This window comes from Paraburkholderia sp. XV (assembly GCF_020177535.1).
Lineage (GTDB): Bacteria > Pseudomonadota > Gammaproteobacteria > Burkholderiales > Burkholderiaceae > Paraburkholderia > Paraburkholderia caribensis.
Genome location: NZ_JAGUUD010000023.1, coordinates 58,993 through 85,401, shown reverse-complemented (window position 1 = coordinate 85,401; position 26,409 = coordinate 58,993). Strand labels below are relative to the sequence as shown.

Genomic DNA, 26,409 nt, shown 5'->3' with positions numbered 1-26,409 from the left:
GTGCAGGGCGTCGCGGGTACGTGGAAGGATCTGACTGACAACGTGAACTTCATGGCGGGCAATCTGACGAGCCAGGTACGCAACATCGCGGACGTGACGAAAGCCGTGGCGGCGGGCGACCTGTCGAAGAAGATCACGGTCGACGTGAAGGGCGAGATTCTCGAACTGAAGAACACGATCAACACGATGGTCGATCAGTTGCGCTCATTCGCGTCTGAAGTAACGCGTGTGGCGCGCGAGGTGGGCACGGAGGGCAAGCTTGGAGGACAAGCCTATGTGCAGGGCGTTGCCGGTACATGGAAGGATCTGACCGACAACGTGAACTTCATGGCGGGCAACCTGACCGGCCAGGTGCGCGGCATCGCAAAGGTGGTGACGGCCGTCGCGAACGGCGACCTCGCGCGCAAGCTGACCGTCGAGGCAAAAGGCGAAATCGCGGCCCTCGCCGACACCATCAACAGCATGACGGATACGCTTGCGACCTTCGCCGACCAGGTGACGACCGTGGCGCGCGAAGTGGGCGTCGAGGGCAAGCTGGGCGGTCAGGCGAAAGTACCCGGGGCATCGGGCACGTGGAAAGGGCTCACCGAGAACGTGAACCAGCTCGCGGCAAATCTGACTACCCAGGTGCGCGCAATTGCGGAGGTCGCGACCGCGGTCACGCAGGGCGACCTCACGCGTTCGATCACTGTCGAAGCGCTCGGCGAGGTCGCGGCGCTGAAGGATACGATCAACGAGATGATCCGTAACCTGAAAGACACGACACAGGTGAACACTGAGCAGGACTGGCTGAAGACGAACCTCGCGAAGTTTAGCCGCATGCTGCAAGGGCAGAAGGATCTGGTTGCTGTCGGCCAGCTGATCCTTTCCGAGCTTGCACCCGTGGTCGGAGTTCAACAGGCGGAGTTCTTCGTGCTCGATTCGACGGCCGACTCGGCGTCGCTGCGGCTGAGAGCAAGCTACGCTTCGAGCGGTCACCCTTCGCACGGCAAGCGTGTGCAACCCGGCGAAGGATTGATCGGGCAATGTGCGGTGGAGCGGCGCAAGATCCTGCTCGAGCCAACGAAGGACGACGGCTTTCACATCACGTCTGGCCTCATCAGAGTCGTGCCGCACAATGTGCTCGTGCTGCCGATCGTCTTTGAAGGGCAGGTCAAGGGCGTCATTGAGCTTGCGTCAACGGAGCGCTTTAATCCGACGCACCTCGCGTTCCTTGACCAGTTGACCGAAAGTATCGGCATTGTGATCAATACGATCGAAGCGAATACGCGCACGGAAGACCTGCTCAAGCAGTCGCAGTCGCTTGCGCATGAGCTGCAAAGCCGCCAGGAAGAGCTGCAACAGACCAATCAGGAATTGCAGGAAAAAGCGCGACTTCTCGCCCACCAGAATCAGGAAGTGGAGCGCAAGAACGAGGAAGTCGAGCAGGCGCGCCAGGCGCTGGAAGAGAAGGCCAAACAGCTTGCGTTGACGTCGAAGTACAAGTCGGAGTTTCTGGCGAACATGTCGCACGAGCTGCGCACGCCGCTCAACAGCTTGCTGATCCTGTCGGACCAGTTATGCAAGAATCCCGAAGGCAACCTGTCGCAGAAGCAGATCGAGTTCTCGCGCACGATCCATTCGTCCGGCAACGAACTGCTGATGCTGATCAACGACATTCTCGACCTGTCGAAGATTGAGTCAGGCACCGTCGCAATGGATTTCGCCGAGCATCGGCTTGCCGATCTCACGTCGTATGTGGAGCGCACATTCCGGCATGTAGCCGAGGCGCGCAGCGTGGAGTTCGCGATTCACGTTGGCAAGCGTCTGCCACCATCGATTCGTTCCGACATCAAGCGATTGCAGCAGATTCTGAAGAACCTGTTGTCGAATGCATTCAAGTTTACGCTCCGGGGGCATGTGACGTTGTCAATCGAAGAAGTGTTCGGCGGATGGACCGTCGATAACGAAAGCCTCAACCGCGCGCAGGACGTGATTGCGTTCTCGGTGTCTGATACGGGCATCGGCATTCCGGTCGACAAGCAGCAGATCATCTTCGAGGCGTTCCAGCAGGCTGACGGCAGCACGAGCCGTAAATACGGCGGTACAGGCCTGGGGCTCGCGATCAGCCGTGAACTGTCGAAGCTGCTGGGCGGCGAGATACGTCTTGTCAGCTCGCCGAACAAAGGGAGCACATTCACACTGTATCTGCCGCTGTTGGGCGAGATGGGCCGTGTCGCCCGCAAGACGGTTGCGATGACCGACGGCGATACCGCTGTCCCGCCGGTGGCAGGCAGTGTGCCGATCAGCGAGGCCGACGCGCTCGCCGCGCACGAGTTCGTCGATTTGGTGATGAGCGACACACGTGAATTGCAGGCCGCGCCGGAAGACGACCGCCTCGCTATCATGCCGGGCGAGCGTGTGCTGCTGATCGTCGAGAACGATCTCGCATTCGCGCATTTCCTGCTCGATGCGGCGCGCGAGCGCGGCTTCAAGGGGCTTGTCACGCCACTCGGCGCGTCCGCGCTGACGCTCGCCAACCAGTTCAAGCCCGATGTGATCACGCTAGATCTGTTCCTGCCGGGCATGGACGGTTGGCGCGTTCTCGCGAGGCTCAAGCACGACCTCGCGACGCGTCATCTGCCCGTCTGCGTGATCTCGACCGACGAATCACGCGAGCGGGCGCTGCAATCGGGTGCGTTCGCGTTTCTCGGGAAACCGATTCAATCACGAGAAATATTGGACGATGCGCTCGTCGCGCTAGCACACTACGTCGACGGGACACCGCGCAAGCTTGTAGTGGCGCTGCCCGAGTCGGCCGCACGCGAGCAGTTCATCGCGTTCATCGCGAGCGAGCGTCTCGCGCCCGTGCTGGTGTCATCGCCCGAGCAACTGTTGACCACGCTGACCGACGACAGTCCATATGCGATCGTGCTCGACGCGCAGCTGTTTGCCTCATGCTCGCACGAGATCGAAGAGATTCTGGCGAACCGCAAGCGGCTCGCTCCAGTTCAAGTGATCGTCTATGCGCCAGGCGATGATTCGAACGTGGCGGCGCATACGGCTGAGCATTTCACACTTCATATCGCGTCCGACGTGAACCGTCTTCTGGACGCGACGATCGCGTCGCTGCACATCGACTGGCAATGGCTGGCCGATCCTGCGCGCGAGGCGATCGACAGCCTGCGTGGACGAAGCGCCGCTCTGTCAGGACGCAAGGCGTTGATCGTCGATGACGACATGCGCAATATCTTCGCGCTCGCAACGGTGCTCGAGGACCACGGTATGCGCCATGTGTGGGCGGACAACGGCAGGGACGCAATCCGGCTGGTCGAAGCGGACGGCGAAATCGACATCGTGCTGATGGACATCATGATGCCGGAGATGGATGGTCTCGCGACGATGCGGGAAATCCGCAAGCGTCCCGTCGGACGCACATTGCCGATCATCGCTGTGACGGCCAAAGCGATGAAGGGTGATCGCGAACGCTGCATCGAGGCAGGCGCGTGGGACTATCTGTCGAAGCCTGTGAACCGCGAGGGCCTGCTCGCGGTGCTTTACGCGTGGTTGCACCGCTAGGAGACCGCGATGGAGCCTGTGTCTGCAATCGCGCAGCAGCCAGTCAACATCCTGGTCGTCGACGATTTGCCTGCGCAGCAGGTCGTGATGCGGACAATTCTCGAAGAACTCGGCGAGAATGTAATCGGTGTCTGCTCGGGGCGCGATGCGCTGAAGGCGGTGCTGGAACGCGACTTCGCCGTCATCCTGCTTGACGTCAACATGCCGGGGATGGACGGTCTGGAGACGGCATCATTGCTGCGGACCTATCGGCGCACAGCCAGCACGCCGATCATCTTCGTCACCGCGTATGTCGACGATCATGAGATGAAACACGGCTATTCACTCGGCGCAGTCGACTATATCTCAGCGCCCGTCGTGCCAGAGATCTTGCGCTCGAAGGTCAGGGTGTTCGTCGAAATGCATCGGATGCATCGCGAGCTGTTGCTGCGAGCAGAGGAACGTGAGGCGTTTGTGCGCGCCGAAGCGGACAGGGCGGTGGCGGTGAGGGCGCGCCAGCGCGCCGATTTTCTGGCCAATGCGAGTCATGTGCTAACGCGATCGCTTGAAGTCGATATGACATTGCAGCGCATCGTCGAGCTGGCGTCAGCAGGCATGGCGGACATCGCTTTCGTTGCGGCGAGAGGTATCGGGGACGCAGCGGGCGGGTTCGGCACCCGATCGGCGAGACGCGATCAGCAGCCTGCTCCTGATCTCGCATCATTCTGCGCCGGGACACTCGCGAACGCTTTCCCCGAAGTCGATGGCTTCGTACAACGGCTGCTTAATGAAGAGACGGCAGACAGCGAGATCGCCGCCATCGAATTCGTTACCCAGCGTGCGCCAGAAGGTGCGACTGCGGAAGGAATCACGCGCGTGAGCGCGTTCCCGTTGCTGACAGGCCGGCAGCGCGGTGTGATCGTGCTGTGTTCTTTCGATGGCGCGTTGCCGGTTGAGCAGGCGACGCTTGCCCAGGAATTCGCGGGCCGCGCCGCGATTGCACTAGAAAACGCGGTGCTGTTCTCCACAATCATCGAAGGCGATCGCCGAAAGAACGAGTTTCTCGCGATGTTGGCGCACGAACTGCGCAATCCGCTTGCACCGATTGCGAATGCCGTCGCGGTCATGGGCAGCGCAAAAGAGGGCGACCGGGACGTGCTGCGCTGGGCATGCGAAATCATCGGAACTCAGGTTGAACATATGGTGCGTATCGTTGAGGATCTGCTCGACGTGTCGCGTATCGCAAGAGGAACGGTCGCGCTTCGCACGGCGCCCGTGTCGTTGTCGGTCGTGATCGGGCGCGCAGTGGAGACGAGCCGTCCTCATTTCATTCGTCGCTCCCAAACTCTGGTGTGCGATGAAGGCGCTGTCGACACCGTGGTCGAAGGCGACGTCGTGCGGCTTGCACAGATCGTGTCGAATCTGCTGAACAACGCGTCGAAGTTCACACCACAAGGCGGACATATTTCGCTATCGACGCGATTTGTCGACGGTGTTGCGTCGATCACGGTTGCGGACGACGGACTTGGGATCGATGCCGCGTTTCTACCGCATGTGTTCGATCTGTTCGCTCAGGCCGATGCGTCGTTGCATCGCTCGCTCGGCGGGCTTGGGATCGGTCTGACGCTGGTCCGGCATCTGACGCAACTGCACGGTGGCTCGGTCGAATGCCACAGCTCAGGGCTTGGAAAGGGTGCCGAGTTTGTCGTGCGCTTGCCAGGAACGACGGCTGAGCGCACGTCGCCCGCGCTCGCTCCCGTGGTGCATCTAAACCGCAGGCTGGCGACGCGGGTGCTCGTTGTCGACGACCTCGTCGCCTCCGCGGAGAGTCTCGAAGCGCTGCTCACAATACACGGCTATGTCGTCAAGTGCGCATATGACGGCAAGTCTGCATTGCGGCTGGCCGAGTCGATGACACCTGATGTCGTCGTACTCGATATCGGCCTGCCCGATATGACGGGCTACGAACTCGCGCGCTCATTGCGCGAGACGAGTGCATGCGCACAATCAATGTTGATCGCGCTGAGCGGCTACGGGCACGACGAGCATATCCGTCGCGCCATGGACGCAGGTATCGATCACTACCTCGTCAAGCCTGCGGATCTTTCCGTGCTGCTGAACCTGATAACGACGGCGAGTCCAGAAGTCGATGGTGACGGAATGGCGGCCGCCAAGTAAGAACGAACACGCGGTACATCGCGCGCGCGAGGCTTGGTAAGCATTGCTGTCTGCACCCCCGGGCATCTCGTTCTCGAGATCTGCGGTGGCGTCCGCTTGGTGATCCGTCTCGTTTAGCAGCGTAATCGCTGAACCGGGGTCGATCTTGTAGCGTGACTCGCGGAGTACGCCCGGAAAGTCAGTCAGGAAGACAGCCCGACGCAGAGGCGTCGCCGGGGTTTTCGCTTCCGTGGTTGTTCAAAAGCGACACTAATTTACGAAAGAGTTACGATGTAATCCGGCGTAGGTTTTGGCGTAGGTTTGCAGCCGAAATACCGCTATGAAAGGCTGCGTCACTACTTCGAGGAAAACGAATAACTTCTGTTGCCTGGACTTGCCGGGCAATGTGAGCAACGTGCAATGGCCTCGCGACAACGCGAGGCCATTTGCTTTACGGCGTCAGAAGATCATGAAGTCGTCGTTGCTGTCGGGGATCGCGCTCAGCAGTTGCTCCAGCCGGTGCCAGCCAAGTCGCGCGGCAAGGGTCGTCATGAGCTTGTACAGCATGCCCGCCGGGTCTGAAGGGCGCGCATGACGATGTTCGATCGCGCGTATTGAAGCGCAGCACTGCATGCCATGCTCCTCTCATGCGTCGATCGTCGACACGAGCGCTGCAATCACGTCGCGTAATTCAGTCGTGCCGAAGCGCCGCTCAGTGCCCGCTTCGGCATCGATGCGCCCCGAGTTCTGCGCGTCGTACAGATCGACGATCAGCTTTGCGTGATTCGCATCGAGGCCCGCGCGCAGCAGGGTCGCCGTCCATTGGTCGCGCGGCAGCGCGTGCGCAACGATGTCGCGTCCACCTGCCTCGCCGAGCGCGCGTGCGACATCGTTGGCGTCGTAACGGCGCGGACCTTCCACGCTCACGACTCGAACGCCTTCTTCATTCAACCCGTCGCTCAGCAATTGCGCGGCGACGCTGCCGACGTCGCGCGCGGACACTGTCGGAAACGGCCTGTCGAGCGGATGATGCAGGCTCGGCAGCTGGCCCGTTGCGAGCGCGACAGGCACCACGCGCGCCCAGTTCTGCATGTGTTCCGCCGAACGCAGCAGCGTGAGGCGCGGCGCAGCCTCCGTGAGCGCTGCTTCGAGGTGATGAAACAGCAGCGTGATGCCCGTGCCTGCATCGAGCTCGGCGCCATAGTCGGACAGCGCGACGACATGCAGATCCGGATGCGCGCGCAGCGCACGCGCGGCCGTCTCGATCATGCGATGCATCGCTCCCGCTGGATCGGGATCACGGTGCGGCAGTGGACAGAGCATCTGCACGGCCTGCGCACCGTCGAGCGCGCGGTGAATCGACGCCTCGTCGTTCAGGTCGCCAGTGACGACTTCGCAGCCGATGCGCGTCAGCGTTTCGCCTTGCGCCGGATTTCGCACGACGGCGCGCACGGCGTGCCCCTCGTGTCTGAGCGCTGCCGCCGTCGAATGTCCCACTTTGCCCGTTGCGCCAAAAATCACATGCATCGTCTGTCTCCGCTGGTTTCATGGGAACCGAGCGTACGCGGCGGCGCATCGGGAATCGCGCATGGAAGGATGACGGGCAGCAGATCCGGATGACGATCCGCGCGCGCAGCCGTGCCCCGGAGCAACGGCCAGCACGCAAGCGCAAAACGCAGCACAATGCGGCAATCGGACGATGGAACGAGGTGCAAGCGATGAATGCAGTCCACCCTGCGTTGGTGCCGCACTCCGGCGCGCGCGCGAGCCTGCTGTCGAGCGCGTCGCTCGGCTGGTCGGGTTTCGGCGCGGAAATGCTCGGGATCGCGGCGGGCGCGCATCGCATTCCGGCGATCGAGCATCATCGCGTCGGCGTGCATGTCGGCGCGCCCGTGAGAGCGGTCTGCCGATGCAACGGCCAGCGCGCGTCGCGCATCCAGGCGCACGGCGATGCCGACGTGATTCCAGCGGGCCTCGACGGCGAATGGTCGGACGACGGCAACTGCACGATCCTGCGCGTCTGGTTCGCCGAAGACTTCGCGCGCCATACGTTCGATCAGCTCGGCCTGCGCGCTGCCGATGCGCAGATTCGCCCGCAGTTCCAGTTGCGCGACGCGCGCTTCCAGCATCTGGCGTGGGCGATGCGCGCGGAACTGGAAGCCGAGGACGCATCCGATCCGCTCTACGCCGAAAGCCTGTGCACCGCGATGATCGTGCGGCTCGCGGGCGCTTCGATATCATCCGACGACAAGCGACGCACGCTGTCGGCGCGCGCGGCGGCGCGCGTGATCGACTATATCGAGGCGCATCTCGACGAACGCCTGACACTGAGCGAACTGGCCGCGCTCGTCGAGTTGAGCGTGCCGCATTTCAAGGTGCTGTTTCGCGAGACGATGGGCGTGCCCGTGCATCGGCATGTCGTGCAGCGGCGTGTCGAGCGCGCGAAGGTGTTGTTGCTGCAAGGGCGATTGAGCACGAGCCAGGTCGCGCTCGAAGTCGGCTTCTCGCATCAGAGCCACATGGCGCACTGGATGAAGCGGCTGCTCGGCGTGACGCCGCGCGACATCGCGCGCAACGACGCGCTGCGGCTGTTCGTTACGCGCTAACGTGCGCGTAGTGCGCTTCAGCGTTTGATACGGGCGGAAGCGGGATCGTAGGGCGCTTTCAGATGCAGCGTCGCGGGCAGCCATTCTCCGGCGACGTCGATCTGATAGCGGCCGTTCGTGAGCCAGGCGGCGTCGAGCGCGGCGCCGTCGTCGCGCTTCACATAGCCCATCGCGACGGGACAACCGAGCGTATGCCCGAACGCCGCCGAACTCACGAAGCCGACCGCCTTGCCGTCGCGCAGGATCGCTTCGCCGCCCCATAGCATGCGGTCGCTCGCGCCCTGCGCGGTGAACACGACGAGGCGTCGCTGTAGCGGTTCGTCGCGCAGCCTCACGAGCGCATCGCGGCCAATGAACGGCATGTCCTTGTCGAGCTTGCAAGCGAACGCGAGGCCCGCTTCGAACGGATTCGTATCCGGCGACAGCTCGCGTCCCCACGCACGATAACCTTTCTCGATCCGCAGCGACTCGAGCGCATAATACCCCGCGTTTTTAAGGCAAAAACGCTTGCCCGCCGCGTGCAGCGTTTCGTACACGCCGACCGCGAACTCGACGGGCACATACAGTTCCCAGCCCAGCTCGCCGACATATGAGAGGCGCGTCGCACGCACGGTTGCGTAGCCGATATCCACCTCGCGGCTCTGCCCGAACGCGAATCCCTCGCTGCTCCAGTCGGCCTTCGACACACTCGCGAGCAGATCGCGTGCACGCGGCCCCATCACGGCGAGCACCGCATACTGGCTCGTCACGTCGACGAGCATGCAATGGCTATCGGGCGGAATGCGTTTGTCTAGCGTGTCGAAATCGCGCGTGGTTTGCGCGGAGCCCGTGACGAGCAGGTATTGATCGTCGGTGAGGCGCGTGAGCGTGAAGTCCGACTCGTAGCCGCCGCGCTCGTTGAGCATGCCCGTATAGACCGTGGTGCCCGGCGGCACGGCCACATCGTTCGCGACGATCCGTTGCAGCACGGCTTGCGCGTCGCGTCCCTTGACGAGAAACTTGGAGAACGACGTCATATCGAACAGCGCGACGCCTTCGCGGCACGCGCGATGTTCTTCGCCGCTCCACGTCAGCCAGTTCTGCTGGCCGAACGCATAGTCGATGCGTGCCTCGTCCTGTGACGGCGCGAAGAAATTCGGCCGTTCCCAACCCATCTTGCTGCCGAAGCACGCGCCTTCGTCGCGCAGCAGCGCATAGAGCGGCGAGCGGCGGAAGGGCCGCGCGCTATCGAGTTCGCGGTTCGGCCAGGGCATCGCGTAGTGCAGGCCGAGCGTTTCCTTCACCCGGTCGTGCAGCCAGGTATCGTTGCCGTTGAAGCGCGCGAAGCGGCGGATGTCCACCGGCCACAGGTCCATCGTCGGCTCGCCCGCGACGATCCACTCGGCGAGCGCCATGCCCGCGCCGCCCGCCGACGCAATGCCCATCGAGTTGAAGCCCGCGCCGACATAGAAGTTGCGCAGTTCGGGTGCTTCGCCCAGCATGAAGTTGTTGTCGGGCGTGAACGATTCGGGGCCGTTGTAGAACTGGCGCACCTGGGCTGTCTCCAGCGCAGGCACGCGTTGCAGCGCGTTTTCCATCAGGATCTGAAATTGATCCCAGTCGTCGGGCAATAGCTGGAACTCGAAATTGTCGGGGATGCCGTTCATGCCCCATGGTTTCGCGTCAGGTTCGAAGCCGCCCATCACGAGTCCGCCCACTTCTTCCTTGAAATAGATGTAGCCGTCGGGGTCGCGCATCACGGGCAGATCGGGATGCACGCCTGCTATGCGTTCCGTGACGATGTAGTAGTGCTCGGCCGAATGCAGCGGCACCGTGACGCCGCACAGACGGCCGACGGTTTTGGCCCATTGCCCCGCGCAATTGACCACGATCTGCGCGTCGATCGCGCCTTCGTTGCCGTCCTTGTCGCGCCATGCGACACCGCTCGCTTCGCGGCCCTTCGACGCAGCCCGCGTGTGGATCGCGGTAACACGCGTGTTCTCGACGATGCGCGCGCCGCGCTGACGGGCGCCGCGTGCAAGCGCTTGCGTGAGATCGGTCGGATTCGCCTTGCCGTCGCCGGGCAGCCAGACTGCGCCGTGCAGGTCGTCGGTGCGCATGGGCGGCCACAGTTCGCCGGCTTCCTTCGGACCGATCACCTCGCAACTCACGCCATAAGCACGCGCGACGGCCGCTGTGCGTTTGAGTTGCGTCATCCGTTCGGCCGTGCGCGCGACTGAAAGCGAGCCGCATTGCTTCCAGCCTGTCGCCAGGCCCGTGTCGGCCTCGAGTTCGGCGTAGAGCGCCGTCGAATAGCGGATCAGCTTCGTCATGCTCTCCTGCGCGCGCAACTGGCCGACGAGACCGGCCGCATGCCACGTCGTCCCGCACGACAGCTGTCCCTGTTCGAGCAGCACCACATCCGTCCACCCCAGCTTCGTGAGGTGATACGCGACCGAACATCCGATGATGCCGCCGCCGATGACGACGACGCGCGCCTGCGTCGGAAGGTGGGTTGACATGAGGAGGCTCGCGGAAAGATGTGGAAATGATTGGAAATATGTGGGAATGCGTTGCTGCGTACTTTGCCGCAAAAGTGCTTGAAATGCAACGTTGCCCGACAACTATGAGGCGGCGGACAGTGGGGGTGCATGTGGGATTGCGTGGATTCGTGTTGGAGCCGGGCCGACAGGTTTGCTAGACTGGCGCCAATTTCCAGACCCCGTCCACGATGTTCGCCACTCACCGACAGAACGAGATCCTGCGGCTGGTCCGTGCGCAACAAACCTGCACGATCACCGATCTGGCCAACACCTTCGCGGTATCCGACGAGACGATCCGCCGCGATCTCAAGCCGCTCGTGGCCGAGGGGCTGCTCGTCAAGGTGCATGGCGGCATCATGCTGCCGGCGCAACTGGACGAGCAGCCGTTCCGGCGCCGCATGGTGGAGCAGCGCGACGCCAAGCGTGCGATCGCCGCGCGCGTCGCGCAACTGGTCCGCGACGGCGATTCGCTGATGCTCGACGGCGGCACGACCTGCGTGCATATCGCGCAGGCGCTCGAGGCGCACGCGCGGCTCACGGTCGTGACCAATTCGGCCGAGGTCGCGCGCCTGCTTGCGCCGCGCAACGAGAACCGCGTGATGATGGCGGGCGGCGAGCTGCGCGCGGACGATGCGTCCGCCGTTGGCGAGAGCGCGCTTGCGTTCTTCCGGCAATTCCATGTGCGCCACGCGATCGTATCGGTGACGGCCATCGACGCCAAAGGGCGCTTCATGGACGCCCAGCCCGCCGACGCCGAGCTCGCGCGCGCGGCGTTCTCGCAAGCCGAGCGCCGCATCGTCGCTGCCGATCACACGAAGTTCGGCCATAACGCGCTCGTGCATGTGTTCGGCGCGGACGGCCTCGATATCCTAGTCACGGATGCGGCGCCGGCAGCGGGACTGTCCAGGGTGCTGACGGGCGCTGGCGTCGATGTGATCTGCGCGTCGCCCGCTGCGGACGACACGAATGAGGAAGTCGTCTGATCGCGCGTTAAAGATTTGCGCCGCGCGTCGTCTATCGTGCATGGGTGTATCGATATGCGGGCCTCACGAGGTTGCGCCGGGCCCTAAAGTGCAGTGCGGCAAAAGCCGCTAACCGAATTGAGTGCAGTGCTTTCGACCGCGAATTGCTCATATGGCACCGATAAGTCCGTTATCGGTATCATCGGTCCGATTTAACGAAATGACTGCGTCGCCACATAAAAATGGCAAGATTAATTGACTGATTCAATTCGTTCTAATAATCTTCACCCCGATTTAAATCGAATGCGTCAGCGGTGACGCACGAATTGTTAAATCGCACGAATATTGGCACGAAATTTTATTCCAATGTGTGGAATCGGACACACAAAACGGACGTTTGTGATGTAGCGCCTCGTGTATCGGCAGCGTGATCTGTCGATCAGCTTTCAGTCGTAGCCAGATCATTTCCAGCCGCAAAAAAGAAGTGCCACGTACGTCCCCCAGGCGCGTGCCGTCATGTTCTTGCAGCATGGCGCGCGACACGCTCCGGCGGACGATGCGGGCAGTAAAACGCAAGAAAAAAATTCCGCTTGTACTGCGCGGTCAAAAGAAGTGGGTTGTGCGCCTGTTTAATTGTGGTTGTTCCATTGTCGCAATGAGGCGCGCAGGCATTAAGGCAATATCGGGCTATCGAGGCGTTGTCTGGCAATCTGAACCAATTTGCCGGCATTCGGTGTAGGGCGTGAAGAACAGAGCGTATGTGGATTTCAAATGTCATATTCGCGAGTCGTCATCCCTTCATCGGCGATTACCCGGTCGGACGGAAACAACGAATTAGCGTTGCGGGGTTTTATGAGAATTGCAGTTCTGGAGGAGACTCAGGCGCAAGCCGACTTTGTGTGCAGGACCTTGTCGGCGGCGGGACACACATGTCATGCATTCGACGACGGCCGGGCACTCGTCGGACAGTTGCGCAGCCAGCCATTCGATCTGCTCGTGCTGGATCGCCATACGCCGGGATTGTCGGGCGACGAGGTGCTGCACTGGATCCGGCAGAATCTCACGGAGCGTTTGCCCGTGCTGTTCATGACCCGCGCAAGCGATGCCGTGCATCGCGACATCGACGCTGACGATCATCTGGTCAAGCCGGTGAGCGCGGCGGCGCTGCTCGCGCGCGTCGGCATGCTGTTGCGCGGCGCGTTTCATCGCGAGCCCATGGCGGAGAAAGAAGTGTTCGGCGAGTACGAATTCGAGCCGGGCGCGAAGCGCGTGCATGTGCGCGGCAATGCCGTCACGCTGACGCACAAGGAGTTCGAGCTCGCGCTATTGCTGTTCAAGCATCTGAGCCGGCCGCTGTCGCGCTCGCACATCCTCGACGCCATCTGGAAGCAGGCCGCGACCATTCCTTCGCGCACGATGGACACGCACGTATCGATGCTGCGCTCGAAGCTCGGTCTGCGGCCCGAGAACGGATATCGTCTGATGCCGATTTACGGCTACGGCTACCGGCTGGAACGCATTGAGAAGGGCGAGGCCTGAGCAGGCCTCGAAACCGCCGTTTAAAACGGCTTCAAACGCGCGCTAGACCCTCTGACCGGCGCCACCGTCCGGCTGCGCTTCGTTGCACGCGGAAGGCTCCTCGGGCCACCTGTTGTCGAACACGCACGCGCCCAGCGGCTTGCGCGCCGCCCAGCCCTCGGTTTCGAGCATCGGCTCCGGATAGAAACGCTCAACATGCCCAAGGCACAGCAGCGCGACGGGCCGCGCGCCCGGCGGCATGCCGAGCAGCGCGCCCACTTCACCGGCGTCGAACAGCGACACCCAGCCCATGCCGAGGCCTTCGGCGCGCGCGGCGAGCCACATGTTCTGGATCGCGCACGCAACCGACGCGAGGTCCATCTCCGGCAGCGTGCGCCGTCCGAAGACGTGTTTCTCGCGGCCGTCCATCAGCGCCATCACCAGCAGCTCGCCGCACTCGAGCATGCCTTCCACCTTGAGCTTCATGAACTCGTCGCGCCGCTTGCCGAGCGCGTCCGCCGTCAGCAGCCTTTCGCGCTCGACGGCGTCATGCAGTTGCGCGCGCAGCGCGGGATCGGTGATGCGCCCGATTCGCCACGGCTGCATGTAGCCGACGCTCGGCGCATGATGCGCGGCGTCGATGAGACGCGCGAGCACGGCGGGATCGACGGGCGCGGGCACGAAGTGGCGCATGTCGCGCCGTTCGTAGATCGCGCGGTAGACGGCGGCGCGTTCGGCGTCGTCAAAAGGCTCGGCCATGGAAGAGAGCAGCCGCGAAGGCTGGATTGGACGGCCAGTAGCCGTGCATGTAAGTGGCGACGATCGAACCCCGGCGATAGACCGCTTCGCCGGGTACGTCGGACTGGGCGCGCGTCGCATGGCCGACGGGGGCGAGCGGCGTGCTCACGCGCGAATAGTGGAACGTGTGACCCGTCAGCATGCCGTGCACACCGTCGTCCATCTGCTGCATGCCGAGCGCCGTGAAGCGCGTCTGCATGGCCGCGCTGCCCGGCAGCAGGCCGAGCATCGGCGTGGCGACGCCTTGCGTGTCGGTGACGCTGTCGAGCAGATAAAGCATGCCGCCGCATTCCGCGACGACGGTACGGTTCGCGTCCGCATGCGCGCGGATCGATGCCGCAGCGCGCGCGTTGGCCGCAAGCTCGCTGGCGTGCAGTTCGGGATAGCCGCCGGGCAGATAGAGCGCGCTCGCATCGGCGGGAACGGTTTCGTCGGCAAGCGGCGAGAAATACGTGAGACGCGCGCCGAGCGCTTCGAGTAGCTGCACATTCGCCGGGTAGATGAACGAAAACGCGGCGTCGCGCGCAATCGCGATGTGCATGCCGTCGAGCAGTCGCGGCAAGGACGCGTTGCCGGCGTCGTCTTCGAACTTGACGGCAGGCGGCAACTGCGCGAGCGCGGTCGACGCAAGTGCATCCGCCGCGCGATCGAGGCGCGCATCGAGGTCGTCGATCTCCCCCGCCTGCAGCAGGCCGAGATGACGATCGGGCAATCCGATCGCATCGGTGCTCGACAGATGGCCGAGCATGGTCAGGTCGGACGGCAACGCTTCTTCGAGCATCTGCGCGTGACGCGCCGAGCCGACCCGGTTCGCGAACACGCCATGAAACGGCACGTCGTCACGAAAGCGCGCGAGACCGAAGGCGATCGCGCCGAACGTCTGCGCCATTGCTTTTGCCGAGATCACGGCGGCAACGGGCACCCTGAACTTCGCGGCGAGGTCGGCGCTGCTCGGCGTGCCGTCGAACAGGCCCATCACGCCTTCGATCAGAATCAGATCGGCTTCGCGTGCGGCCTGCGCGAGCAACGCACGGCACGCGCGTTCGCCGACCATCCACAGGTCGAGCGACAAAACGGGCGCGCCGCTCGCGTGCGCGAGGATCATCGGGTCGAGGAAATCCGGGCCCGTCTTGAACACGCGCACTTCACGCCCCATCCGCCGGTGATGCCGCGCAAGCGCGGCCGTCACCGTCGTCTTGCCCTGGCCCGACGCCGGCGCGCTGATGAAGAGAGCGGGGCACGCGGGCATCGTTCAGAACTCCACGCCGCGTTGCGCTTTCACATGCTGCTCGCGGTACGGATGCTTGACGAGGCGCATCTCGGTGACGAGATCGGCGGCGTCGATCAGCGCGTCGGGCGCGTGGCGGCCCGTGATGACGACATGCAGCATCTGCGGCCGCGCGTTCACTACGTCGAGCACTTCGTCGAGCGGAAGATATTCGTACTTCAGCACGGTATTCAGCTCGTCGAGAATCACCATCTGGTATTCGCCGCTTTCGATCATGCGGCGTGCCTCGTTCCAGCCCTTGCGCGCCGTCGCCATGTCGGCTTCGCGGTCCTGCGTGTTCCAGGTGTAGCCGTCGCCCATCGTGACGAAATCGCAATTCGCCTGCGCGCCGAGAAAATCGCGCTCGGATGTATGCAGCGCGCCCTTGATGAACTGCACGACGCCGAGTTTCATGCCGTGGCCGAGCACGCGCACGGCCATGCCGAAGGCCGCCGTCGATTTGCCCTTGCCCGTGCCCGTGTTGACGATCAGCAGCCCCTTCTCGACGTTGGCCTGCGCCTGCTTCTTTTCGTGGCCTTCGCGGCGGCGCTGCGTCATGCGTGCATGCGATTCGGGATCGGTCTTCATCGGTGTTCCTTGATTCTGGTTGTGTCGGTGGAAGGAGGGTGTGCGGCAGCGCACGCGATAGCGACAGTCACGCCGCCGCTCGCCTGTTTGCGCACGAGCAGTTCGCCGCCTGGCGCGGCGAGCAGCGCGCACGGCTCGCAAACGCCGTCGACGCCGAGATGCGCGCGCACATGCGGCGATGGGGCGACCGGTGCATCGAGCGCGGCGATGGCCGCGCGCGTGAAGGTTTGCAAAGGCAGCGCGTGCCGTGCGCAGAATGCGATGAGTCCGGGCTCGCCGGCTTTCGTATCGACGGAAGCAACCGCTGTCAGCGCCGCGAACGGCAGCGTGCCGCCAAGCGCGTCGCGCACGGCGGCTTCGATCTGTTCGGCCGATACGCCGCGCCGGCAACCGATGCCCGCGATCAGCGCCTTCATGGCTTGAGCATGGCATCGACGGGCGCCGCGAGCGACGCGACGCCGCCGATCACGACGATCGACGGTGAACCGAGCTGCGCCTGCGCGACGCGCTGCACGAACTCGCTCAACGTCGCGCGGACATGGCGTTGCTCGGGGCGCGTCGCCGATTCGATGGCGGCGCAGGGCGTGTCGGGCGGCATGCCGGCGCGCAGCAGCGCGTCGACGATCTCGTTGAGCCGCCGCATGCCCATGTAGATGACGAGCGTCATGTGGGTGGCGGCGAGCGCGCGCCAGTCCGCCTCATGCTCGCCCGCGCCGTGGCCGGTGACGAAGATCACGCCCTGCGCGTGGTCGCGATGCGTGACGGGAATGCCGACGGCAGCGGGCGCGGCGATGCCCGCCGTGATTCCGCTGATGATTTCGACGTGAATGCCTGCGGCCTGCAGCGCCTGTTGCTCTTCGCCGCCGCGGCCGAACACGAATGGGTCGCCGCCCTTGAGCCGCGCGACGCTGCGGCCCGCGCGCAGATGATCGAGCATCGTCGCGACGATTTCGGATTGGGGTGTGGATTGCTGTCCGCCGCGCTTGCCGACATGGACGATCTGCGCGTCGCCGCGCGCGAACTGCAGGACCTCGGGATTGACGAGATCGTCGACCAGCACGACGTCGGCCAGCGCGAGCGTGCGCGCGGCTTTGAGCGTCAGCAGTTCGACGTCGCCGGGGCCGGCGCCGATCAGCCAGGCGCGGCTCATGGCGAGGAGGGCGCCGCTGCACGGGCAGGCGCTTGAATGTGACAGGTCATGCGATGTTGCTTGTGACGCGCGACGGCTGCTCGAGCCGGTGCCGCGCGTGGGCGCTAGTATCCGTTTCCCGCGGTTCCAGCGAATGGCGATGAGATTCTCGCCCCCTTGCAACTGGCCGGTATCCGGGCTGGCGGCTCATCGCGTTCGCCTTCCCACCTGCGGATGGCAGGCAGTGGCCTTGAACGCACTGCGCGAAACATGCTTCATTCCGCTCGCCGCGTGACCGTTGCGGGGACAGCACAGGCTTGGCGGCTTCATGCTTCGCGTGGTTCGCCCGTGTTGCGGCCGCGATGTGAAGGCGCTTCCCTGTTTCCCGTTTAACCCCGCCGGCCTTCGAGCCAGCGCGGGGCACCAGATGCGCCGATACGATAGCACACACGCCCTGCGGGCGGGCGGCGCGGGACCGTGCGACGGGCTCGCCCGACGACGATTCCCACCGTGTTCCAAGAAGTTCGAAAACTGTTTTCAAGTGTTGTCGGTAGTAAATCCTAAGGGCGGTCATTTATAGTGACCGGAAGTGGAATGACCGTTTTCCCGGTATCAAATATCGGATACCTAATTAAATTTCACGCCAATCCGGATTAGCGGTGCCGGGCACCGCTTTTGACTGCATCTGCCGTCGAACCGGCAGATTAACTTTAGGGAGAAAATCAACATGAAAATAACAGCGATTGCGTCGGTATTGCTGGCGGCCATGCTCACGGCGACCTCAGTGCAAGCCGCAGACTCGCTCGCACGGGACGCGGATAAGCTCGTGGAAGCGGCGCCGCCCGTGCACCTGAAGGCGCGCATCATCGCCATCGACGCAGGCGCCCGCGCAGTCACGCTGAAGGGCGAGGACGGCATTGAGGTCACGATGCTGGTGGACGGCAAGATGCCCGGGTTCGACAAGCTGCGCGTAGGCGACAAGGTCGACGTGCTGTACAAGAATGCACTGCTCGTCCAGGCCGAAAAGGTCGACCCCGCCGGCAAGGGCATCCGTGAGCGTGTCGATGCGCAGGTGACGGTGCGCGGCTCGGACGGCCGGGACTCGCTGCATCAGGTCGAAACGCTGTCCACCGTGCAGAAGATCGACCCGGCGAAACGCCTGCTCACACTGCGCGGTGTCTACGAGACGCAGGTCATCAAGGTCACGCCGGATTTCGACCTCAAGGATCTGCACGTCGGCGACACGATCCACGCGGTTTTCGTCTCGGCGACGGCTATCGAAGTCACGCCGCAAGCTACTGCGCACTAATTTCACACTCAGTCTCCACTGAGTCGTGCCTCTCCACGGCTGTCGCAGGGCGGCAGCCGGCGGACCCTCTCTTTTGCGATCCACGCAACCGAACGACGGCATCGGCCAACCCTGATGTCGTCGTCTCACCTTGACGCTACCTGCCGCCGGGCCTAAACTCGCACGCACTCTGGTGCTCGCGTGCGCTCTCTGCGCGCGCAGTTAAACGGGAAATAGCGGGCCGTGCGCACAGCCGCCGGCCAAACTATGCTGCTCCCCGCAACGGTAGGTGAAGGCATCGCGCAGACGATGCAGAGCCGGCCTCGCTGCATGTGCGTCCAATAGCGGCCCATGCAGACAATCCACTGCGCGAAAACGCTCGCGCGGGAAGGAGAGGCGGCGCTTTCATCAGCCCGGATACCGGCCCGAGAAAACGACGCCATGCTGCGGGGATGCGGCACCGTGTCGACTGTTCCTCATGCGTCGCAGTGCGTTTGCGCGTCCGGTCGTTCGGCTGGCGCGAGCGCATGCGGCGCCGTTTTCGTCCCCGTGTATCACTGAAGACCTCGCAAAAGCGTGCCGGACGGCGCGCAACGTCGAAGTCACTCGAACCTGTTTCGAGCAACGGAGCCATCATGCAGACACAGATGCGCAAGATTCCGGTGACGATCGTCACGGGCTTTCTCGGCAGCGGCAAAACGACGTTGATGCGTCACATTCTTCAGCACGCGGGCGGCCTGCGCATCGCGGTGATCGTCAACGAGTTCGGCGAGCTGGGCATCGACGGGGAGATTCTCAAGGGCTGTGGCATCGGTTGCGATGAAAACGGCAACGAAACGGAAGGCCAGCTATACGAGCTTGCCAACGGCTGCCTGTGCTGCACCGTGCAGGAAGAGTTCTTCCCCGTCATGGAGCAACTGGTGGAGCGGCGCGACCAGATCGATCACGTGCTGATTGAAACGTCGGGCCTCGCGCTGCCGAAGCCGCTCGTACAGGCCTTCAACTGGCCGTCCATCAAGAACAGCTTCACCGTCGATGCCGTCGTGACGGTCGTGGACGGTCCGGCTGTGGCCAGCGGTCAATTCGCCGAAGACCCCGTCGCCGTCGATCAATTGCGCAAGGCCGATCCGAATCTCGACCATGAATCGCCACTGCATGAACTGTTCGAAGACCAGTTGTCGGCCGCCGATCTCGTGATTCTCAACAAGACCGATCTGCTCGACGAAGCGCAGCAGGCGAGCGTCGAAGCCGTCATCCGCGAAGAGATTCCGCCGCAGGTCAAGGTGGTGCGCGCGCACATGGGCCAACTCGATCTGCATGCGCTGCTCGGGCTCGAATCGGCTTCGGAAGACACGATTCATCTGCGCCACGATCATCACGGTTCCGCCGACGATCCCGAGCACGCCGACCATCACCACGACGAATTCGACTCCGTCGTCGTCATGGCGCGCGCGCCTTCGCGCGAGGCGATGATCGCGGCGTTACAGCGGGTGGTCGAAGGCCACACGATCTATCGCGTGAAAGGCTTTGCCGCGTTGCAGGACGCGGCGATGCGTCTCGTGATTCAGGGCGTGGGCGGGCGCTTCGACAGCTATTTCGACCGGCGCTGGCAGGCGGGCGAACTCGACGCGTCGCCGCTGAGCCGCTTCGTGCTGATCGGCGCAGACCTCGATCAGCCGGTGCTGCAACGCGCGCTCGACGCAGCCTTGAGCGCTCAGGCGCAACAGGCTTAAGTCACCTTAAGGCACCTGAAGGCACCGCGATGCATCTGCTGCGCACCGTCCCGGGCGGCTTCGTCGACGATACGAAGGGCGTGATCCGTATCGACCAGAAGCCGGCCGATATCGTGATCCTCAGTTCCGCCGACACGACGCTGTCGCTGCTTGCGAGCGTCGTGCCGCGCCTGGGCGACGGCTTTCCGAGCGTGCGCCTCGCGAATGTCACGTATCTGCGGCAACCGGCTTCGGTGGACTTTTACCTCGACGATGTGTTGCAGCATGCGCGCGTCGTCGTCGTCGATCATCTGGGCGGCGAGGCATATTGGCCGTATGGGATCGAACAGGTCGTGGCGCTGGCGCAGCGCAGGCAGCAGACGCTCGCAATGTTTTCCGGCGACTTGCAGGAAGACCCGAACCTGCTCGCGCGCAGCACGGCTGACGCGGACCTGTGCCATCAGTTATGGCGCTATCTGCGCGAGGGCGGCGCGCACAACGCCGAATCGTTCATGCGTTGCATTGCGTGGCGCGGGTTCGGTTGGGGCAGGGAGCCGGCACCGCCGAGTCCGCTGCCGGCTGCCGCGCTGTATCACCCGGCACGCGATATCGCCACGATTGAAGACTGGCAGGCGCGCTGGAAGCCCGGCGCGCCCGTGGTCGCGATCCTGTTCTACAAGGCGCATTTGCAGGCAGCCAACACGGCCGTATTCGATGCGTTGATCGACGCGCTCGAAGCACGCGGGATGAACCCGTTGCCCCTCGCGATCACGTCGCTGAAAGACACGATCAGCCGCGATGTCGTGCAGCAACTCGCCGCCCAGCATCGTATCGCGCTGGTGCTGAATACGACGGCATTCGCCGCCTCCGCTATCGACGACCCCGAGCCGCTCGCATTGGCGGGCGACGCGCCCGTGATGCAGGTGATCCTGAGCGGCGGCAATCGCGACGACTGGGTGAACGACAATCACGGCCTCAATTCGCGCGACATCGCGATGCACGTGGCGCTGCCCGAAGTGGATGGCCGCATCATTACGCGCGCGATAAGCTTTAAAGGGCTCGCGTATCGCTGCCCGCATACGGAAGTGGATGTGGTCCGTTATCAGCCGGATCACGAACGCGTTGAGTTTGTCGCGGAGTTGAGTGAGCGCTGGTGCAGGTTGCGGGTCAAGTCGAATGCGGACAAGAAGCTCGCGCTGATCCTCGCGAACTATCCGATGAGCGAAGGGCGTATCGGTAATGGCGTCGGGCTCGATACGCCAGCCTCCGTCGTCAACATTCTGAAGATGCTGCGCGACGAAGGGTATCGCATCGACGACGTGCCTTCGAACGGCGGCGCGTTGATGAACGCCTTGACGCAAGGCGTGACCAACGATCCCGTCGTCCGCGATCTGCGGCCCGCTTTGCAAAGCCTTGCGTTGAGCGATTACATGCAACAGTTCGCGCGCTTGCCGCAGTCTCTGCGCGACGCGTTGAACGCGAAGTGGGGCGCGCCGGAACACGATCCCACACTGCGGCGCGGTCGCTTCATGATTGCGGGCTGGCGATGCGGGCATGTGTTCATCGGCATCCAGCCGCCGCGTTCGCGCGAACAGAACGACTACGCGAGCTATCACGACGCCGAACTGGTGCCGCCGCACGCGTATCTTGCGTTCTATTTCTGGCTGCGTTATCAGTTCAATATCGATGCCGTCGTGCATGTCGGCAAGCACGGCAATCTCGAATGGTTGCCGGGCAAGAGCGTCGCGCTGAGCGATACGTGCTGGCCCGATGCGATACTCGGGCCGCTGCCGCATCTGTATCCGTTTATCGTCAACGATCCGGGCGAAGGCAGCCAGGCGAAGCGGCGTACACAAGCCGTGATCGTCGATCATCTGATGCCGCCGCTGACGCGCGCGGAGAACTACGGGCCGTTGCAGGATCTCGAACGCCAGGTCGACGAATACTATGACGCGTTGATGGTCGATCCGCGCCGCGCGAAGCTGTTGCGGCGGACTATCCTCGACACGATCGTCAAGCATCGGCTGCATGAAGAGTTGAGTCTCGAAGCGCCGAGCGATGCCGACGCGGAAGACTCGTTGCTGACGCGTGTCGATGCATGGCTATGTGAGCTGAAGGAAGCGCAGATTCGTGACGGCCTGCACACCTTCGGGCAGTCGCCTGAAGGTATCCAGCGGCGCGACACGTTGCTCGCGCTCGGGCGCTTTCCCGTAGGCGATGGGCAGGGTGCGAAGGCGGGCATTATCGACGCGCTGGCACGCGATCTGAATGTGGATCATCTGTTCGATCCGTTGTCGGCGGATTGGTCGGCGGTGTGGGATGGACCACGTCCTGTGCTGCTGCAACGGGTCAGCGACGCACCTTGGCGACACAACGGCGACACGCGCGAACGGCTCGAACTGCTCGCAGCTTCGTTGCTCGACGACATGTGCGCAATGTCGCCTGACGCGCTCGCAACCATAGAAGAACTGCCGCAAGCCGCGCGCGTGCTCGAACGACTGCGCGACGATATCCTGCCGCGTCTGGACGCATGCGGTCCGCACGAACTGATGCACCTGAAGCGCGGACTCGAAGGGCGTTTCGTGCCGCCGGGCCCGAGCGGTTCGCCGTCGCGCGGGCGTCCCGACGTGCTGCCCACGGGCCGCAACTTCTATTCCGTCGATACCCGCGCCATTCCGACCCAAGCCGCGTGGTCGCTGGGACTCAAGTCGGCGCAGACGCTGATCGAGCGGCACTTGCAGGAGCATGGCGACTATCCGCGCGCAATTGGTCTCTCGGTATGGGGCACGGCGACGATGCGTACGGGCGGCGACGATATCGCGCAGGCGCTCGCGCTGCTCGGCGTGCGGCCGAAGTGGGCGCCGGGCAGTCATCGCGTGACGGACTTCGAGATCATGCCGATTGCGGCCTTCGATCGTCCGCGTATCGACGTCACGTTGCGCGTGTCGGGGTTCTTCCGTGACGCGTTTGCGAACGTGATGCATCTGTTCGACGCAGCCGTGCAAGCCGTTGCCGAACTCGACGAGCCCGAGGACGTGAATCCGATTCGCGCGCGCGTGCTGCGCGAGCGCGATGCGTGGATCGCGCGCGGCGTCGCGCCCGACGAAGCCCGCCGGCGCGCGGGCTTTCGCGTGTTCAGCGCGCGTCCGGGTGCCTATGGCGCGGGCTTGCAGCAGATGATCGACACGCAGCAATGGCAAACGGATGCCGATCTCGCGGACGCGTATCTGTCGTGGGGCGGTTATGCGTACACGCAGAAAAGCGCCGGCGAAGAGGCGCGGCACGCATTTGGCACGCGTCTCGCGGCCATGGATGTCGTATTGCAGAACCAGGACAACCGCGAGCACGACCTGCTCGATTCGAACGATTACTACCAGTTTCAAGGCGGCATGACGGCGGCCGTGCGGCATCTCGCGGGCAGTCAGCCGCATGTGTATCACGCCGATCACAGCAACCCGGATGCGCCGCGCGTTCGCACGCTGCATGAAGAAATTGCGCGCGTAATCCGCTCGCGCGTGGTGAATCCGAAGTGGCTGGATGGCGTGAAGCGTCACGGATACAAAGGCGCGGCGGAGATCGCTGCAACCGTCGACTATCTGTACGGCTACGACGCGACGGCGCGCGTGGTCGCCGATCATCAATACGCGCTCGTCGCGGATGCGTATCTGAACGACGCCGATACGCGCGAGTTCATGCGCGAACACAATCCGCATGCGCTGCATGGCGTCTGCGAGCGCTTGCTCGAAGCGATGCAGCGTGGACTATGGCAACAGCCGGGCGAGTATCGCGCGCAGGTCGAACAACATCTGCTGGATAGCGAACAGCACATCGAAGGATCACGATCATGAGTGAAGCCAGCGCGCGGCGTGCGGCGTTTCCGTTTTCTGCGCTGATCGGTCAGGCGCCGCTTCAGCAGGCGCTGCTGCTGGCGGCCGTCGATCCCGGGATTGGCGGCGTGCTGGTCAGCGGTCCGCGCGGGACGGCGAAATCGACGGCGGCGCGCGCGCTGGCCGAGTTGTTGCCCGAAGGCCAGTTCGTGACGCTGCCGCTCGGCGCGAGCGAGGACCGTCTGATCGGCACGCTCGATATCGAATCGGCGTTGCGCGATGCGTCGGTGCAATTTTCGCCGGGACTGCTCGCGAAGGCGCATCGCGGCGTGCTGTATGTCGATGAAGTGAACCTGCTGCCCGATGGGCTCGTCGACGCGCTGCTCGATGCGGCAGCGAGCGGCGTGAACACGGTCGAGCGCGATGGCGTCTCGCACACGCACGATGCGAGTTTCGTGCTGATCGGCACGATGAATCCGGAAGAGGGTGAGCTGCGTCCGCAATTGACGGACCGCTTCGGCTTGATGGTCGAACTGCAGAACTGCTATGACGCGCACGTGCGCCAGACGATCGTCAAGGCGCGGCTGGCGTTCGATACCGATCCGGTTGCATTTCGTGCGTCACGTGCGGCGGACCAGGATGCGTATGTCGCGCGGCTTCGGAATGCACGGGCCGCGTTACCGAGCCTTTCGTTCGACGATGAAGTGCATGCGCATGTCAGTGCGCTGTGCATTGCAGCTGGTGTGGACGGATTGCGCGCCGATCTCGTGATGCTGCGCGCGGCGCGTGCGCTGGCCGCGCTCGAACAGGCCGATGCTGTGACGGTTGCGCATGTCGACCGGGTGTCTGAGTCGGTGTTGTTGCATCGGCGCCGTCTGCAAGACGATGCTGAGCAGCCGGAGGGGGTGTCTTCCGCGTCTTCCGCTTCATCTCACGAAGCTACCTCGACCGATAGCGCGAGTACTTCGTCAGAAACCGACTACGGCTACCTTCCGCCTGAACCGACAGGCATCACGCGCGTGAAAGGCGTCATTCCCCTCAACGCAAAAAAACGCTGAGCCATCGAAAGAGCGCGGCCGCGCGCGCGATGCGCAGCGGTTTTCGATGGCGGCAAGGCGCTGGCGATGCGACGCGAGGCGGTTCGGCCGGCGCGCGACGCATTGCATGGCCACGCACGCTCGCGGCGAAGCGCAATGCTTCGTTACAGCCCGAACACCTACGGTTCGTGCACGAAGAGGCACGCGGCGGCGTGCTGCATTGCTTCGTCCTTGATTGCTCCCATTCGATGCTGGCGGGTCAACGGTTGGCGCTCGCCAAAGGATTGCTCGTCGCGCTGTTTGATCAGGCGCGCGCGACTCGCGCGGAGGTTGCGCTGGTGTGCTTTGGCGGCGTTGGGGCGGAGGTGCGCTTCGGTCCTGCCGTGCCGCGCTGGTGGAACGAGCGGTGGCTCGCGACTGTAGGCGGCGGTGGCGGCACGCCTTTCGTGCTGGGTATCGAAACGGCGTCTGCGCTGCTCGAACGGGCGGCGCGCAAGCATCCGGCACAGCAACGCTGCCTATGGATTTTCTCGGATGGCCGCAGCAGCGGTTCGCCCATGCGCCCAGCGGCGGCCGACCGTGTTCAGTTCGTCGACTTCGAGCATGACAGCGGGGTGCGAACGGGGCGCTGCGCGCGGCTTGCCGACGCGTGGGGCGGCGAGTGCATCAGCCCGCACGAGTTGCTCAGCTAGACATGCGGCGCCGCCGTGCGTCGGCATTGCCGGTTTTATTCATTCCCAATTTGCCAATCTGAAGCTTGCCTGAGAGCGGTCCGATTTGACCGCCTGGACAACGCGATCGCCTCGCAGCACTTATTTCACGCCTGATATTTCACTGTTGGATGGCTGTTAAATGATGTCATTAGTAATCCAGATTACTAAAATCGACATCGTACGATTTTTGAAGGATAGCGCCTACATCAAATGGAGATTTGTAGGGATGTATGTAGGCTTTCTTCGATATTTGATTTCGAACGTTCCTATTGGGATTGATCCTATTTCCGTCGATTAGTCGTCTCCCATACCGTTCGTCACCGGCGAATTGACTGTTTTCAATTGATCTGAAATTCAATCAGTTGGTCGCGCAATTCCCGTTTGTTGCACGACTAAGCACAGTGGATTTTTCCTTTGTCGTCACCGGGTGACGGCAAACGGAGAATCCTCGTCCGATGCAATGAGTGCTTCGCTGTGAAGGCCACACGGTTGTAGACGGGTGTATGGGAAATATCTTTAATAAAATAAGGATGACGAATGAATAAGGTGTACCGGTCAGTATGGAATGAGTCGACGCAAACATGGGTTGCTGCTCACGAGAATGCGACTGCGACGACAAAGGGCGGCTCGAAAAGGGATGGCGCTGCCGAACTGCCGCGGTCGTTCCGGGTAGGGGTGGTTGCGGGAGCCTGTCTCTCGGCATTTTCGCTATCCGCTTCTGCGAGTGTCCTGTGTCTCAGCGATCAGG

General features: G+C 63.3%; 18 protein-coding genes, 1 pseudogene and 2 riboswitches. Of the genes and pseudogenes, 11 read left to right on the top strand and 8 right to left on the bottom strand.

Going from position 1 to position 26,409, the window contains the following annotated elements:
• Both KFO72_RS14610 and KFO72_RS14605 read left to right on the top strand, forming a co-directional pair.
• On the top strand, positions 1-3,558 hold a 3,558-nt coding region (locus KFO72_RS14610), incomplete at its 5' end, for a response regulator (protein WP_225032429.1).
• 9 nt (positions 3,559-3,567) lie between these two features.
• Positions 3,568-5,715, top strand: a complete 2,148-nt coding sequence (locus tag KFO72_RS14605; RefSeq protein WP_225032428.1) for a response regulator — start codon at positions 3,568-3,570, stop codon at positions 5,713-5,715.
• Positions 5,716-6,153: 438 nt separating this feature from the next.
• Here KFO72_RS14605 and KFO72_RS14600 read toward each other — a convergent pair whose 3' ends face one another.
• Both KFO72_RS14600 and KFO72_RS14595 read right to left on the bottom strand, forming a co-directional pair.
• Positions 6,154-6,327 carry a hypothetical protein gene (locus KFO72_RS14600; protein WP_224102042.1) on the bottom strand — a complete coding sequence of 58 codons (174 nt, stop codon included), beginning with the start codon at positions 6,325-6,327 and terminating at the stop codon, positions 6,154-6,156.
• A 12-nt stretch (positions 6,328-6,339) separates the two neighbouring features.
• Positions 6,340-7,221, bottom strand: a complete 882-nt coding sequence (locus KFO72_RS14595) for an NAD(P)H-binding protein (protein WP_225032427.1) — start codon at positions 7,219-7,221, stop codon at positions 6,340-6,342.
• Positions 7,222-7,412: 191 nt separating this feature from the next.
• On the opposite strand from KFO72_RS14595, the gene KFO72_RS14590 reads away from it, so the two are divergent.
• Complete coding sequence (locus KFO72_RS14590) at positions 7,413-8,300, top strand: AraC family transcriptional regulator (protein ID WP_225032426.1); 888 nt, start codon at positions 7,413-7,415, stop codon at positions 8,298-8,300.
• Positions 8,301-8,317: 17 nt separating this feature from the next.
• On the opposite strand, the gene KFO72_RS14585 is transcribed toward KFO72_RS14590, so the two are convergent.
• Positions 8,318-10,801, bottom strand: coding sequence for a GcvT family protein (locus KFO72_RS14585; protein ID WP_225032425.1), 2,484 nt, complete (start codon positions 10,799-10,801; stop codon positions 8,318-8,320).
• A gap of 209 nt (positions 10,802-11,010) precedes the next feature.
• Here KFO72_RS14585 and KFO72_RS14580 point away from each other — a divergent pair, with 209 nt between their 5' ends.
• Both KFO72_RS14580 and KFO72_RS14575 read left to right on the top strand, forming a co-directional pair.
• Positions 11,011-11,805, top strand: coding sequence for a DeoR/GlpR family DNA-binding transcription regulator (locus KFO72_RS14580; RefSeq protein WP_225032424.1), 795 nt, complete (start codon positions 11,011-11,013; stop codon positions 11,803-11,805).
• Between the two features lie 831 nt (positions 11,806-12,636).
• Positions 12,637-13,323, top strand: a complete 687-nt coding sequence (locus KFO72_RS14575; RefSeq protein ID WP_062916421.1) for a response regulator transcription factor — start codon at positions 12,637-12,639, stop codon at positions 13,321-13,323.
• Positions 13,324-13,365: 42 nt separating this feature from the next.
• Here KFO72_RS14575 and bluB read toward each other — a convergent pair whose 3' ends face one another.
• From bluB to cobA, 5 genes are read right to left on the bottom strand one after another with little or no spacing between them, the layout of a single operon-like run.
• The gene (gene bluB, locus KFO72_RS14570) at positions 13,366-14,061 is read right to left on the bottom strand and encodes a 5,6-dimethylbenzimidazole synthase (protein WP_062916422.1); all 696 of its coding nucleotides are present in this window, start codon (positions 14,059-14,061) and stop codon (positions 13,366-13,368) included.
• A complete protein-coding gene (locus KFO72_RS14565) occupies positions 14,045-15,349 on the bottom strand; it encodes a cobyrinate a,c-diamide synthase (protein WP_225032423.1) in 1,305 nt (434 codons plus the stop codon). Before KFO72_RS14565 ends, bluB begins: the two co-directional genes overlap by 17 nt.
• A gap of 3 nt (positions 15,350-15,352) precedes the next feature.
• A complete protein-coding gene (gene cobO, locus KFO72_RS14560; protein ID WP_062916424.1) occupies positions 15,353-15,955 on the bottom strand; it encodes a cob(I)yrinic acid a,c-diamide adenosyltransferase in 603 nt (200 codons plus the stop codon).
• Positions 15,952-16,371: a cobalamin biosynthesis protein gene (locus KFO72_RS14555; RefSeq protein ID WP_225032422.1), complete on the bottom strand. Its 420-nt coding sequence runs from the start codon at positions 16,369-16,371 to the stop codon at positions 15,952-15,954. The genes cobO and KFO72_RS14555 overlap by 4 nt, the downstream gene beginning before the upstream one ends.
• The gene (gene cobA, locus KFO72_RS14550; RefSeq protein WP_062916426.1) at positions 16,368-17,105 is read right to left on the bottom strand and encodes a uroporphyrinogen-III C-methyltransferase; all 738 of its coding nucleotides are present in this window, start codon (positions 17,103-17,105) and stop codon (positions 16,368-16,370) included. Before cobA ends, KFO72_RS14555 begins: the two co-directional genes overlap by 4 nt.
• Positions 17,106-17,251: 146 nt before the next feature.
• A riboswitch (cobalamin riboswitch) is annotated at positions 17,252-17,527 on the bottom strand.
• A 284-nt stretch (positions 17,528-17,811) separates the two neighbouring features.
• Between cobA and KFO72_RS14545 the strand changes: the two genes are divergently transcribed.
• From KFO72_RS14545 to KFO72_RS42535, 6 genes and pseudogenes are all read left to right on the top strand, one after another.
• Positions 17,812-18,393, top strand: coding sequence for a hypothetical protein (locus tag KFO72_RS14545; protein ID WP_054934678.1), 582 nt, complete (start codon positions 17,812-17,814; stop codon positions 18,391-18,393).
• Between the two features lie 153 nt (positions 18,394-18,546).
• A riboswitch (cobalamin riboswitch) is annotated at positions 18,547-18,816 on the top strand.
• Between the two features lie 191 nt (positions 18,817-19,007).
• Positions 19,008-20,105: a cobalamin biosynthesis protein CobW gene (gene cobW / locus KFO72_RS14540; RefSeq protein ID WP_176054100.1), complete on the top strand. Its 1,098-nt coding sequence runs from the start codon at positions 19,008-19,010 to the stop codon at positions 20,103-20,105.
• Positions 20,106-20,134: 29 nt separating this feature from the next.
• On the top strand, positions 20,135-23,932 hold the full coding sequence (cobN, locus tag KFO72_RS14535; protein WP_225032421.1) for a cobaltochelatase subunit CobN: 3,798 nt from the start codon (positions 20,135-20,137) through the stop codon (positions 23,930-23,932).
• Positions 23,929-24,969, top strand: a complete 1,041-nt coding sequence (locus KFO72_RS14530) for an ATP-binding protein (RefSeq protein WP_225032420.1) — start codon at positions 23,929-23,931, stop codon at positions 24,967-24,969. Before cobN ends, KFO72_RS14530 begins: the two co-directional genes overlap by 4 nt.
• Before the next feature lie 29 nt (positions 24,970-24,998).
• A complete protein-coding gene (locus KFO72_RS14525) occupies positions 24,999-25,640 on the top strand; it encodes a vWA domain-containing protein (RefSeq protein WP_060603044.1) in 642 nt (213 codons plus the stop codon).
• Positions 25,641-26,198: 558 nt separating this feature from the next.
• Positions 26,199-26,330: pseudogene (locus tag KFO72_RS42535) on the top strand (ESPR domain-containing protein); the annotation flags it as partial.
• Between the last annotated feature and the right edge of the window lie 79 nt (positions 26,331-26,409).